Origin of the sequence: Paracerasibacillus soli, from assembly GCF_042432965.1 — a bacterium.
Taxonomy (GTDB): domain Bacteria; phylum Bacillota; class Bacilli; order Bacillales; family Amphibacillaceae; genus Paracerasibacillus; species Paracerasibacillus soli.
The window spans coordinates 1-12516 of sequence record NZ_JBHLWL010000017.1; the positions used below are offsets into that span (position 1 = coordinate 1).

General features: G+C 37.6%; 12 protein-coding genes and 1 pseudogene. 4 read left to right on the top strand and 9 right to left on the bottom strand.

What is annotated here, in order from left to right; translation table 11 throughout:
• Positions 1 to 208 precede the first annotated feature (208 nt).
• The 3 genes and pseudogenes from ACFFIS_RS04970 (at position 209) to ACFFIS_RS04980 (ending at position 1660) form a co-directional block, all read left to right on the top strand.
• Entirely contained in the window at positions 209 to 850 is a 642-nt protein-coding gene (locus ACFFIS_RS04970; RefSeq protein ID WP_320380357.1) for a hypothetical protein, read from the top strand.
• A 15-nt stretch (positions 851 to 865) separates the two neighbouring features.
• Positions 866 to 1309: pseudogene (locus ACFFIS_RS04975) on the top strand (amidase domain-containing protein); the annotation flags it as partial.
• Between the two features lie 54 nt (positions 1310 to 1363).
• Positions 1364 to 1660 carry a hypothetical protein gene (locus ACFFIS_RS04980; RefSeq protein WP_320380358.1) on the top strand — a complete coding sequence of 99 codons (297 nt, stop codon included), beginning with the start codon at positions 1364 to 1366 and terminating at the stop codon, positions 1658 to 1660.
• An 18-nt stretch (positions 1661 to 1678) separates the two neighbouring features.
• On the opposite strand, the gene ACFFIS_RS04985 is transcribed toward ACFFIS_RS04980, so the two are convergent.
• A complete protein-coding gene (locus tag ACFFIS_RS04985) occupies positions 1679 to 2068 on the bottom strand; it encodes a ribbon-helix-helix domain-containing protein (RefSeq protein ID WP_320380359.1) in 390 nt (129 codons plus the stop codon).
• Positions 2069 to 2131: 63 nt separating this feature from the next.
• On the opposite strand from ACFFIS_RS04985, the gene ACFFIS_RS04990 reads away from it, so the two are divergent.
• Entirely contained in the window at positions 2132 to 2362 is a 231-nt protein-coding gene (locus ACFFIS_RS04990; RefSeq protein ID WP_320380361.1) for a hypothetical protein, read from the top strand.
• A 328-nt stretch (positions 2363 to 2690) separates the two neighbouring features.
• On the opposite strand, the gene ACFFIS_RS04995 is transcribed toward ACFFIS_RS04990, so the two are convergent.
• The 8 genes from ACFFIS_RS04995 to ACFFIS_RS05030 form a co-directional block, all read right to left on the bottom strand.
• Positions 2691 to 3632 (bottom strand): L-threonine 3-dehydrogenase, encoded by a 942-nt coding sequence (locus ACFFIS_RS04995; RefSeq protein ID WP_390186413.1) that lies wholly within the window; start codon positions 3630 to 3632, stop codon positions 2691 to 2693.
• Between the two features lie 85 nt (positions 3633 to 3717).
• Positions 3718 to 4908, bottom strand: a complete 1191-nt coding sequence (locus tag ACFFIS_RS05000) for a glycine C-acetyltransferase (RefSeq protein WP_320380362.1) — start codon at positions 4906 to 4908, stop codon at positions 3718 to 3720.
• 503 nt (positions 4909 to 5411) lie between these two features.
• Entirely contained in the window at positions 5412 to 6170 is a 759-nt protein-coding gene (locus ACFFIS_RS05005; RefSeq protein WP_390186415.1) for a 3D domain-containing protein, read from the bottom strand.
• A 223-nt stretch (positions 6171 to 6393) separates the two neighbouring features.
• Positions 6394 to 8253 (bottom strand): oligopeptide ABC transporter substrate-binding protein, encoded by a 1860-nt coding sequence (locus ACFFIS_RS05010; protein WP_390186416.1) that lies wholly within the window; start codon positions 8251 to 8253, stop codon positions 6394 to 6396.
• A 178-nt stretch (positions 8254 to 8431) separates the two neighbouring features.
• Entirely contained in the window at positions 8432 to 9322 is an 891-nt protein-coding gene (locus ACFFIS_RS05015) for an ABC transporter permease (RefSeq protein ID WP_390186576.1), read from the bottom strand.
• A gap of 63 nt (positions 9323 to 9385) precedes the next feature.
• Complete coding sequence (gene opp4B, locus ACFFIS_RS05020) at positions 9386 to 10348, bottom strand: oligopeptide ABC transporter permease (RefSeq protein WP_390186417.1); 963 nt, start codon at positions 10346 to 10348, stop codon at positions 9386 to 9388.
• Between the two features lie 5 nt (positions 10349 to 10353).
• Positions 10354 to 11286, bottom strand: coding sequence for an ABC transporter ATP-binding protein (locus ACFFIS_RS05025; protein WP_320380364.1), 933 nt, complete (start codon positions 11284 to 11286; stop codon positions 10354 to 10356).
• A complete protein-coding gene (locus ACFFIS_RS05030; protein WP_320380365.1) occupies positions 11273 to 12289 on the bottom strand; it encodes an ABC transporter ATP-binding protein in 1017 nt (338 codons plus the stop codon). Before ACFFIS_RS05030 ends, ACFFIS_RS05025 begins: the two co-directional genes overlap by 14 nt.
• Positions 12290 to 12516 lie beyond the last annotated feature (227 nt).

A 12516-nucleotide genomic window follows, 5' to 3' on the forward strand; every position in this document is an offset into this window, starting at 1 on the left:
CTTTAATTCTACAGGGAAACTCACTTGTTTTCTATTTTTACTAATACTAAAAATAGTGTTAGTGAATTTTTATCACCAACACTATTTATTGTAGAGCCTATTTAACAAGCCTTTTGCATGCCAACTTTCCCAAGTTTTTTTGAGCAGATTTGTGGTAAAATATAATTAATTTATTTTTCTAAATAAATGTTGAATAGGAGGGGAAAAAATGAAAAAGACATTCATTCTACTTATGATTCCTTTTCTTTTATTTTCACTTGGCTTTTCTAACCCAATTGATGAGAATAAAAGAAGTGAATCCAACACAACTACAGATACTGATATGAATGCGTTAAACAAGCTTGGGTATGACACAGTCTTACAAATGTTAAATCAACAAGAAGAAAACTTTGAAAGTGGGAGGGTTATGGAAAATAGTTCCTTATCAAAACTTACTGAAACGGATGAAGCAGTATTGCTATACACAGCTATGGTGGAGATTGATAAATTACAGCTGCTTGATTTCCATTTTAGTATTGAGGAACTTTCGGTCGACTTGGACAAGGATGGTGTAATGCTCATTAAAGCTTATATCACGCGAAACTTTGTCTTTCAAGGTGATGAGGAAAGCTTTGAAACAGGGTTAGGTGATGATATCACGTTAAAAATTAAGGAGGATACGAATAACGTAATAAACTCTGAAAAAACAGATCTAGAAAATGTTGCAGTAATGGATAGTAGTGCAAACAAATCTGAAATTACAAGTATCGAAGACTTTGTATCTAAATATAAAGAGGAAGTAGCTAAGGATAATTCTTATTCTATAAATTCATCAGAAGAAGAGGTTATTGTTGACAACGAACTGTCTTAAAATTATTTAGGATCTGCAGCTGCATATTATGCATTAAAATATGCCTTAACTCCAAATAAGAGCTACAAATATTATAATGGAGCAGATTGTACAAACTTTGTATCACAGGCATTGCGCTACGGGGGGATTCCACACTTTAAAGAATGGAAGCCATATACTAATGCGTGGATTAATGCAGGCAGCTTTAGAAATTACATCAGAGAACCCGGAGGAATATTAATGAAAACCGTTCAAGATAAATATGCAAATGCTAAATTAGGTGACGTCTACCATTATGATACAAGAAACAAAGTTTTCTTACCTATTCCAGATGGTTGGATGGAACATACTGCAATCGTAACCAGCTTACAAAATAAGAAAATCCTGGTAAGCTATCATTCAAATAATCGTAAAAACGTTCCTAGGGAATACTACACTAGTGTAGAAGGTGGTAAACGATACCTATCTAGTATTAGATAAGAGCTCATATCATTCATCAGATTCTTTCTATTTCACCAACCAAGGAGGTTAAAAATGGTAAATTTTATTATTATTACAATCGCTTGGGTATATTATTTATCTTTAGTCATCTATTTTGGTTGGTTGCCAATAAATATTGATGGTTTGTCAGGTGTACTATTAATTGTAGGTTTAGTTACATTAATAGGATCTGTTCTTACCTACGTATTGAAAAAGGGGCAACAAAGAAAAAAGATTACATTGTTTGCAAGCACACTTAGTATTTTGCTTATCGGTAGAATGGTTTATTTAGCTGCAATGGACTATACAAATTTATTTGGCAAAATCCAAGATGTATTTCCGTATTTCTAGAGTGGGCTTAAACCCACTCTAATTTTCTATCATCTGTTTTAATGCCTCTTTTAATATTGGTGTCGCTCTGAAACTGCCTAAAACCTTTATAGATTGAATCGTCTGTGTTGCAAGGGTAGAATCAATATTTTCCTCCAACTTTAACATGCCAATATGATAGATACTTAACATTTTCCCAAGTTGTTTCGCATCTACTAACTCCTTTTTAGTTATAATACGAATGCCAATTCCATATGATTTTGCAGTAATCTCCTTTTCTACTTCAGTTGAATGTGATGCTAATTGATTTCGAATAGCCGTTTTAATACAGTCCGTTCGGTTAGAATAAAACCCTTGTTCCACCAATAAATCAATTTTACCCAAATCTACTACATCAATATTCACTGTTATTTTTTCCGTCTTCGACATCCCATTACCATCCCCTTGCCTTATTTTGTATTTAGCCTACCATATTATATACCAGCTGTATAGATGGTAGTTGGATTATATTCATACGGAAAGCTTTTACGTAGGAGATTTGTTTCCGAGGGTAGAAGTTTCGCGCCAGAGGGTAGAAGTTCTGTATCTGCGGGTAGAAGTTTCACGCCAGAGGGGAGAAGATTCGTATCCGCGGGTAGAAGTTTCACACCAGAGGGTAGAAGATTCGTATCCGCGGGTAGAAGTTTCACGCCAGAGGGTAGAAGTTCTGTTATCCGCGAGTAGAAGTTTCACGCCCACGGGTAGAAGTTCTGTATCCGCGGGTAGAAGTTCTGCGCCAGAGGGTAGAAGATTCGTATCCGCGGGCAGAAGTTTCACGCCAGAGGGTAGAAGTTCTGTATCCGCGGGTAGAGTTTCCGCGCCAGAGGGTAGAAGATTCGTATCCGCGGGCAGAAGTTTCACACCAGGGGGTAGAAGTTCTGCATCCGCGGGTAGAAGTTTCACGCCCACGGGTAGAAGTTCTGTATCCGCGGGCAAACACTTCAGGCTATGAGAGCGCCTCTCTGTGACCGCCATGAAAAAAACGCCCTCCATACGAAAGGACGTTTCTAGATTATATCATTTTAAGTTTCTTTCCTAATTTTTCAAGCATATCTGCTGTCATTCTGTCTAAGTCGTATTCTGCTTTAAATCCCCATTCTTCTTTTGCTGCGGTTGCGTCGATATGGTTTGGCCAGCTTTCGGCTATCTTTTGCCTCACAGGATCAACGTCATATTGCAACGTGAAGTCTGGTATATGTTTCCGGATTGCTTTTGCAAAGTCTTCTGGTGCTGCAGACATGGCTGTAACGTTAAATGCATTTCGATGGATTAGCTTACTTGCATCTGTTTCCATTAATTGAATGATTGCTAGGACAGCATCTGGCATATACATCATATCCATGTATGTACCCTCTGCGATAAACGAAGTATATGATTTAGTTTTAATAGCTTCATAATAGATATCTACTGCATAGTCTGTTGTTCCTCCACCAGGTAGCGCTACATAAGAGATTAAACCTGGAAATCTGACGCCACGGGTATCCACACCAAATCGCTCAAAGTAATAATCACAAAGCAACTCACCTGCTACTTTGTTCACACCATACATCGTTGTTGGTCGTTGAATCGTATCCTGTGGTGTAAGATCTTTTGGAGTTGATGGGCCAAATGAACCTATTGAACTTGGTGTAAAAAATTGCAAATCTAACTCCCTGGCTACTTCTAATGCATGTACTAAACCACCCATATTAATATCCCAAGCACGCTTTGGATTTTCTTCTGCTTTTGCAGATAATAAAGCTGCTAAATGCATGACTGTATCGACTTCATACTTTTTGGCAACATCAAATAATCTATCTCCATCCATTACGTTAACTATCTCGTATGGTCCATCAGTTTTTACTTCCTTAATATCTGTTGCAATGACATTGTCTACTCCATAATTATCGCGGAGTTTGGTTACGAGTTCAGACCCTATTTGTCCAAGTGCCCCGGTTACGAGAATTTTTCTCATCTGTTTACCTCTTTTCGCGTAAGCTTAAGATGGAGGCTAGGACAAGGGGTCTGACCCCCCTCGTTCCAAGCCCCATATCCATTGTTTAAATAATTCCCATCTCTTTTCCAACCTTTTCATAAATCGCAATGGCTTCATCCAACATTTCCTTTGTATGAGCCGCTGTTGGCATATTTCTTACACGACCCGTCCCACGTGGTACAGTTGGGAACACAATCGATTTTGCGTATACACCTTCTTCAAATAGACGCGCACTAAATGCTTGTGCTTTCTTTTCTTCTCCAATAATACAAGGTGTAATTGGTGTTTCACTATTCCCAATGTCAAATCCTAATTTTTTCAATCCCTCTTTTAAATAACGACCATTTTCCCATAGGCGATCATGGAGTTCTGTACTTTCCATTAAAATCTCGATTGCTTTTGTACTTGCAATTGCATCAGCCGGTGATACCGCTGTAGAGAATAAGAATGGTCTCGAGCGTACTTTTAACCAATCAATGAGATTCTGTTTACCAGCAACATAACCGCCGATGACACCGATTGCTTTTGATAAAGTTCCCATTTGAAAGTCAACTTTATCCTGTAATCCAAAATGTTTTACCGTACCTGCGCCTTTCCCAGTTACACCTGAACCGTGGGCATCATCGACATACGTAATAAGGTCAAATTCTTCCGCAATCTCCACAATTTCCGGTAGTTTTGCAATATCTCCATCCATGGAAAATACTCCATCTGTTATTACCATAATTTTGTTGTATTGTCCTGATTCAGTTGCTTCTTTTGCCTTTTGACGTAAATCATCCATGTCTGAATGATTAAAACGAATGATTTTTGCACGTGACAAACGGCAACCATCAATAATTGATGCATGGTTTAGCTCGTCTGATAAAATTGCATCATTTTTATCCATAACCGCAGATATAGCTGCCATGTTACAGTTAAATCCGGATTGATACGATATCGCTGCTTCTGTTCCTTTAAATGCTGCAATTGTCTTTTCTAATTCTACATGCAAATCTAGCGTTCCATTAATTGTTCTTACTGCACCTGCGCCAACACCGTGTGATTCTACCGCTTCTTTTGCAACCTTTTTAAGTCGCTCATCTGTTGCCAAACCTAAATAGTTATTGGATGAAAGGTTAATAAGTTCCTTTCCATTGATTTGGATTTTAGGGCCATTTGGGCCTTGTACAGGATCAATTTCATTGTATAGACCTTTACTTTTTAAGTCAGTAATATTTTCATTTAAAAAGTTATTTAATGTTTTACTAGACATATTAAGCTATCTCCTTCCATTATGTAAGCGCTTCATTGTATTTAAGCCAATTAAGCGCTCATGTTACATATAGTTTAACATATCTTCAAAAATTGTTCATAGAAGAGCAGTAATGGATGATATTCTTATTTTAGATTGTAACAATACTAGCGTGATTTGAACCAAACTGTCGGGTAACGTGCTAGGTTGTTTTCCGCTACGGACCGTTGCTTTCCGCGGGCAACGCTTCAACTTCCGACGTACAGGAAATACTAGTGCAGGTGTTGCAACAGGACGTTGCGAAATTAACCTGCCTTGTCCGCGAAAAGTGAAGTATTCTGCCGAAGTGATGCAGCGAGCTAATTAAGTTGAAGGCAAGTTTTCACTACTGAACAGTTTGGGTCTATTGCAAGGGTTAGGGGATAATGTACGATACAAATGTGTATTTTTATGTAAGCTTGTATCAAAAAAGGAAGCATCCAATTCATTTGGATACTTCCTTAACAAATGTAAAAGTTACATTATTATTCAACTATCGTTAATTTTACAGTTCGAACGCCCCAAGCATACGCCTCTTTTTTAGTCGGTACGTGTATATCAATTTTATTACCTTTGATAGCACCACCTGTATCACCTGCAATTGCATATCCGTAACCTTCCACATAAACTTTTGAACCGAGTGGAACTACATTCGGATCAACTGCAATGACTTTCGCATTTCGGTCATTTCGTAAATCAATACCCGTTTTCGTAATACCTGAACATCCTGCACAATCTGCTGTATATGCTGTAGCAGTAACCGTTAATGTTTTTCCTTCTGGTGTTTCACTCTTCTTCATTGCTGGGCTTGCTGTTGTTTGAGAGCTTTTCTCTTTGTTCTTCTGTTGTTTTGATGCCATAACAGGTTGTGATTGTTCATTTTCTATTGCAATACTACCCGCTTTTATCATTAACTCTTCACCTATTACAATAAGGTTACTTTGGAGATTATTCCATTCTTTTAATTCTTTGACACTAACATTATTGTCTTTCGCAATACGATATAATGTGTCACCTTTTTTCACTTTATATGTTTCTTGAACCGAGAGCTTTTGTTCTGGATAAATAATAGAGCTCTCCAATTCATTTTTTTCCATTAAATAATCAACTGTAACATCATGTGTGTTGGCAATGTCCCAAAGATTATCTCCTTTTTTAACTACATGTTCATCCGCAAAAACAGTCGTTGTCGTGGTGCCAGCAATCACGAGGCCGATAGCAAGCGTCAATAATGCTTTCTTCATTTTTGTCCCTCCTTGAATTCTGACATAGCCCATCGTAACATGAAATGACAAGCTATGACGTTACAAGACTTTTAAAAGTCTATTACAAGGATTACCAAAACTATTAAAATCTATTACATAAATTAAGAGATTTTTTAAAAAAGAATAGTTTTTCTCTCTTCATTTTGTAAAGGAGGGACGTTATTTGCCATAAAAAAAGCCCGCTTTCGCGGACCTTTTTTAATTAATCTTTATGAACTTCTGGTTCGTTACTTGTAACACCAATTTGATACATATACAAATCAGTTGCAAGGTCAACAGAGTAGTTGACAACACGCTTGTTAAGTGGCTCTATTGCTGAACGATATTGTGTTGGGAATACTGGAATTTCTTCTACCATATATTCTTGCCACTCTTTATAAACTTGCTTACGATATTCGTTATCGAACGCTTCCTCTGATAAACCTTTCTCTAATAGTTCTTCGTTTTTCTCATCATAGTAACGAGCGAAGTTAAATAGTGCATGTTCTCCGTACAATCCAGATGGATCAACGTCCATACCTACACCCCACGCACCAGCATAGATATCAACTTCTGGATCATCATCACCGTGCTGTCCTACACGATCATAGAACGTTTCAAACTCTTGTAAACGGCCATCTAATAGTTGAACATTCAGACCTACCGCTTTCCATGCTTGGATATAATATTGTGCTAAAGGCTCAGCGATATCTCCACCAGACATAGATGCATAGTTAATCACTAGCTCTTCACCATCTGGAGTCTTACGGAAACCATCGTCTCCCTTTTCGTAGCCAGCTTCATCTAGAATTTCATTTGCTTTATCTGGATCATATGTTGGTGCTTCTACATCTTCTGCATAGAAATCTCCATGCCAAGGTGTAATTAATGTATTTGCAGCCCAACGTAAGCCATGATAGAAACGCTTACCTACTTCATCGTTATCAACTGCATACCACATTGCTCTTCTTAAATTAACGTCAGCCATTTTTGCATCTGGATCTGGCTTAACCTTCTTTTCTTCCTTATCCCAAGTACCTAATTTAAATCCAACATAAGAGTAAGAATTATCAACTGTACCTAACCAGTTAATATTCGTTAAATGCTCTTGGTCAGGATATTGGTCAGCTGGGAAAGCACTTACCATATCCACTGTTCCTTTTTCAAGTTCTTTTGCAACAACAGATGGATCAATTACTTTAATTGTTACTTTTGCAAGTGCTGGCTTACCACGCCAGTAATCTTCGTTTCTTACCAACGTTACAGACTCTCCAGGAACAATACTATCTACTACATATGGTCCAAAACCAATTGGCTTTTCACGTAACTCCTTAGACTCAGAGATTTCTGCTACTTCCATATCACCAAAAATGTGCTTTGCTAATGGATATGACCAGAATCCTCCAGCTGTTAAGGAAGGAGTAGGATTGATATACGTAATTTTTAGCGTTTTCTCATCCACAACTTCTATTCCAGAAATTGTTTCTGCTTCGCCAGCATGGTATTCCTCCATACCTTCAATATTTCTGAATGTACTGTCATAACGAACACCATCATAATCAGGATGGCCAATTACTTCGTGCGCGAATAAAAAGTCTTCTGCTGTAACAGGCTCACCATCTTGCCAATTTACTTCATCGCGAATTGTAAATGTATATGTCTTTTTATCTTCGCTAATTTCAAAAGTTGCAGCACCATCATTTGTATAAACAAGGTTCTCATCAGATGATAATAGTGACTCATCAAACCATTTTAGGATTTGTGAATCCGGGTCACCACTATAGAAGTTCCAGTTCAATGTACCTGCAAATGGTGTATCAGATACTAGACCGAATACTAGCTCTCCATCTTCAATTCCCTCACCAGTTGGAAGGTCTACTTCAAAGTCTTCAATGGAATAAAGCCCATCATCAGCTTCATCTTCGTCGCCTTTTTTATCCTTATCCCCATCTTTTTCTGCTGCTTTACCATTATCTGACCCTTTATCACCGTCGCCACCTGAGTCTTTACTACAAGCGACAAGCGCAAGCATTAAAGCTAACATAAGTGCAAATAATAATTTTGTCCACTTCATATTTCTCATCTTTGTATAACCTCCCCTTATATTGTGTATCCTTAAATTGTTGGGAAAGCCCCAACCGGGCATACCTCTGATACATATGAAAATGTATCGTTACAGCCACCTTTTCAGCTAGCCGCAGCCTCACCTCCTTAAAATAGGAATATTTTGTAAATTCACTTTACAAGAGTAGGCTTTTAACCTAGCCTCTCCTTTGCCTTGCATCTGTTGCTCTTTTTAATGCTTCCCCTACATTTCGTACGCTTAACATGAGTAAGAGAATAAGTACTGCAGCTGGAACCCAGATCCACCAACGATATTCTAATGTTTGTGGATTTGTTGCATAACTCATCAAGGTACCTAAACTGGGTGTTGATTCTGGAAATCCAAATCCTAGGAAGGACAGACCAGATTCCAAACCAATATTCGAAGCTAAATTTAATGTCATCGTTACAACAATGATAGAGCTCAAGTTTGGTAGTACATGACCAAACATAATTTTCAAATTAGATGTTCCTAGTGTTTTCGAGGCTTGCACATAGTCAAGTTCTCTCTCGGCCAATGCCTTTGAACGTATAAGCCGCGCTTTCCCCATCCATAAGAATGCTGTCATAATGAGTGAAAAGGAAACAATGGTGTACTTTGGAACAAGTGCAACGAATACGATGACGAGCATAAGGAATGGTAAAATCATGAAGAAATCGACTACTCTCATTAATACGTTATCCACATGTCCGCCGAAATACCCAGCACAAAGTCCAACACCGATCCCAATGATTCCAGTCATTAATGTAACTAAAATTCCAATTGATAGTGAGTTTCTCGTACCAATAATAAGTTGACCGAAAACATCCCTTCCACCATAGTCTGTACCTAACCAAAATTCTTCAGATGGCGGCTTATGAATTTCAAATAAGTCTACTCTTACAATTTCCTCTTGATCTAAAAACAATGAAATTCCATAAACAAATGACATAAGTAAGATTAGGAATATCAATGATCCTAACGCTAATTTATCACGTACTAATTCTCTCCAGAGTACACGTAACCCAGTGGGACTATCACTTGCATCCTGAACGGCTCCGGATTCCATCTCTAATATCTCTTTTGCCAATTTTTATCACCTCGGAGTCTCAAAACTAACCCATTAATTTTTTTACTTAATACGAATACGCGGATCTACAATACTTAATGCAATATCTGATAGTAAAGCACCTAATACAGTGGCAACCCCTGTTAATAATACAAGAGCTGTTACAACCGTATAATCCCTTACTAAAATGGACTCTAAGAATAACTGCCCCATTCCTGGATAACTAAATATCTTTTCAACGAATACAGTACCACTAATTAATAACGTAATTTCATATCCGATAAAGGCAGCGATTGGTAGCAAAGAGTTTCTAAAAATATGTCGATTATAAACACGTGATTCTGGTGCTCCTTTTGCTCTAGCTGTCAATATAAAGTCTTTTTCTTTTGTATCAATAATTTCATTTCGTAAATACTGTACCGTTCCAACTGTCGAAATAAGTGCTATCGCAAGAGATGGTAAAATTAAATGATTAAACTTACTCATCACGTATTCGAAGGTCCCGGGTTCTAATCCGGGTGCAACACTTCCTCCCGTTGGGAACCACCCTAGATAATATCCAAAAAACCATAATATAACGAGTGCAAAAATAAATAATGGTGTTGCAAATCCAATATATGTATAGCTCGTTATCACCTGATCCGCCAACGAGTTATTGTATCGGCCACTAATAATCCCTAACGGAATAGAAATAATGTATATGAATACCAGACTAAAGAGTGAAAGCCAAACTGTATTAATAACTCTTTGTGAAATTAGCTCTGTTACAGGCATTTTATATTTGTAAGAAGTTCCTAAATCCCCTTGTAATAAATCTTTTGCCCATCGTCCATACTGTTGATACCATGGATCATTCCAACCAAGTTTTTCACGCAATTCTTCTAAAGTTTGCGGATCTACGTCTGGACTAACGTTACCTGATAAAGCGTCCCCAGGCATAGCCTTTGCGATAATAAATACTAATAAACTTAAAAGAATAATTTGCGGAATCATAATTAATATTCTACGTACCGTAAATTTCCACATACTTTTCAACCTTTCTCGGGTAAGGCCACTAAATGCGTATCTGTTATTGGTTGTAGTGAATAGGCCAACCCGTCTTCATCAAAGTAGTCATTGAAGGATTGTTCATATTCCATCTTTACGTCTTGACGGAATGCAAGTTGTTCTTGACGCCTTCTAGGGTCTATATCTGGTATTGCTGCAACAAGACGTTTCGTATAAATATGTTGCGGATTATTAAATATCTCTTCCGTTGATCCTTCTTCAACAAATCGTCCACGATACATAATTCCTACTTGGTCACACATATGACGAATAACCCCTAAATCATGACTAATAAATAAATATGTAAGATCAAGTTCTTTTTGAATATCTTGCATAAAGTTTAAAACTTGTGCTTGAACAGATACGTCAAGGGCTGATACTGGCTCATCCGCAATAATTAGCTTAGGCTTCAAAGCAATTGCCCTTGCAATTCCAATCCGCTGCCGCTGTCCACCAGAAAATTGGTGTGGATATTTTGAAATACTTTCCGGGCTAAGCCCAACAAGTTCTAACAATTCATAAATCCGCTTCTTTTCCTCACCTTTTGATAACCTTTCAAAGTTACGCAATGGTTCTGCAACAATATCTAATACACGCTTTTTCGGATTTAATGAAGAATACGGATCTTGAAAAATCATTTGAATTTCCCTACGTATATCCGCTTTCGCTCTTTTTAACTTCGTAATATCCTGTCCTTCATATGTCACTTTTCCAGCAGTTTTATGATTTAACCCTATTATTGCTCGACCTGTCGTTGTTTTTCCTGAACCAGACTCACCAACAAGCCCATATGTTTTACCTTTTTCAATATGTAAAGAAACACCGTCAACCGCTTTTACATAATCAACTGTTCGACCAAAAATTCCACCTTTAATTGGAAAGTGAACTTTTAAATCTTCCACCTTAAGAAATGCCATGGTGTTGTTCCTCCTTCGCCTCATCAGGGAACTTAAACTGCTTATAACACGTACAACGTACAAAATGTCCTGGCTTTACTTCATGTAAGGATGGGTGTTCTTCATGTACTGCATCATCAATCCATGGGATCCGTTCTTTAAACCGACATCCTGTTCTTGGTAAGTTTTGCAATGCAGGAACAATCCCCTGTATAACATGTAGCTTTTCCTGTTCCTTTTCGGAATTAGGAATGGAATTTAGTAGAGACCTTGTATAAGGATGTAATGGTTCTTCAAACAACGTATGAACATCCGCAATTTCTACAATTTGACCAGCATACATGACTGCTACGCGATCTGCCATTTCCGCAACGACACCTAAATCATGGGTAATTAAGATAATTCCAGCATGCATGTCATCTTTTAATTCCTTAATTAAATCCAATATTTGTGATTGAATGGTTGCATCTAATGCGGTTGTCGGTTCATCTGCTATCAATAATTTTGGTTCGTTCGCAATCGCCATTGCAATGACGACTCGCTGTCTCATTCCACCAGATAATTCATGCGGAAATTGGCTAAACACATGTTCCGGACGGGGAATGCCGACCTTATCTAATAAACGAATTACTTTCGCCCGACGTTCTGATTTAGAAATATTTTTATGATGTAATAGAATTGTTTCTCCAATTTGATCTCCAATTTGCATTAACGGGTTGAGTGCTGTTAATGGGTCTTGGAAGATCATCCCCATTTCTTTACCACGTAGTTTATTTAATTCATTCGGTGAAGCACTTGCGATATCTCGCCCGTTAAATAAAATTTCCCCATCAATTTTAGCACGATTATGTAGACCCATAACGGAAAAGGCGAGCGCGCTCTTACCACAACCCGACTCCCCAACAATTGCTAGCACTTCATTTTCATTTACTGCTAGCGAAACATCATCAACAGCTGCATAATAGTCATCTTGAATCCGGAATGACGTTTTTAAGTTTTTAATTTCCAGTAACTTCCCCGCCAAATTTAGTCCTCTCCTTACTTGAAAAATAGCCGTCTCGGCAATCCTTACACGTTATATATTTCCCTGAAAAATTAGACTTCTTTGTTTACAATTACTACTTACTTTGTAACCATTACCTCCGTTACTATTCACTAATTTATACCACGCTTTTAAATATTCAAATATTTTAAATTAAAAAAGTGTATTCCTTTCTTAACTATCCGTAACAGAAATGTAATATTACTATG

Excerpts from the sequence above, each read along its gene's own strand:
- ACFFIS_RS04970 (WP_320380357.1), top strand. The coding sequence starts at position 209 with ATGAAAAAGACATTCATTCTACTTATGATTCCTTTTCTTTTATTTTCA.
- ACFFIS_RS04985 (WP_320380359.1), bottom strand. The coding sequence starts at position 2,068 with ATGTCGAAGACGGAAAAAATAACAGTGAATATTGATGTAGTAGATTTG.
- ACFFIS_RS05010 (WP_390186416.1), bottom strand. The coding sequence starts at position 8,253 with ATGAGAAATATGAAGTGGACAAAATTATTATTTGCACTTATGTTAGCT.
- ACFFIS_RS05000 (WP_320380362.1), bottom strand. The coding sequence starts at position 4,908 with ATGTCTAGTAAAACATTAAATAACTTTTTAAATGAAAATATTACTGAC.
- ACFFIS_RS05025 (WP_320380364.1), bottom strand. The coding sequence starts at position 11,286 with ATGGCATTTCTTAAGGTGGAAGATTTAAAAGTTCACTTTCCAATTAAA.
- ACFFIS_RS04995 (WP_390186413.1), bottom strand. The coding sequence starts at position 3,632 with ATGAGAAAAATTCTCGTAACCGGGGCACTTGGACAAATAGGGTCTGAA.
- ACFFIS_RS05015 (WP_390186576.1), bottom strand. The coding sequence starts at position 9,322 with ATGGAATCCGGAGCCGTTCAGGATGCAAGTGATAGTCCCACTGGGTTA.
- ACFFIS_RS04990 (WP_320380361.1), top strand. The coding sequence starts at position 2,132 with ATGGTAGTTGGATTATATTCATACGGAAAGCTTTTACGTAGGAGATTT.
- opp4B (WP_390186417.1), bottom strand. The coding sequence starts at position 10,348 with ATGTGGAAATTTACGGTACGTAGAATATTAATTATGATTCCGCAAATT.
- ACFFIS_RS05005 (WP_390186415.1), bottom strand. The coding sequence starts at position 6,170 with ATGAAGAAAGCATTATTGACGCTTGCTATCGGCCTCGTGATTGCTGGC.
- ACFFIS_RS04980 (WP_320380358.1), top strand. The coding sequence starts at position 1,364 with ATGGTAAATTTTATTATTATTACAATCGCTTGGGTATATTATTTATCT.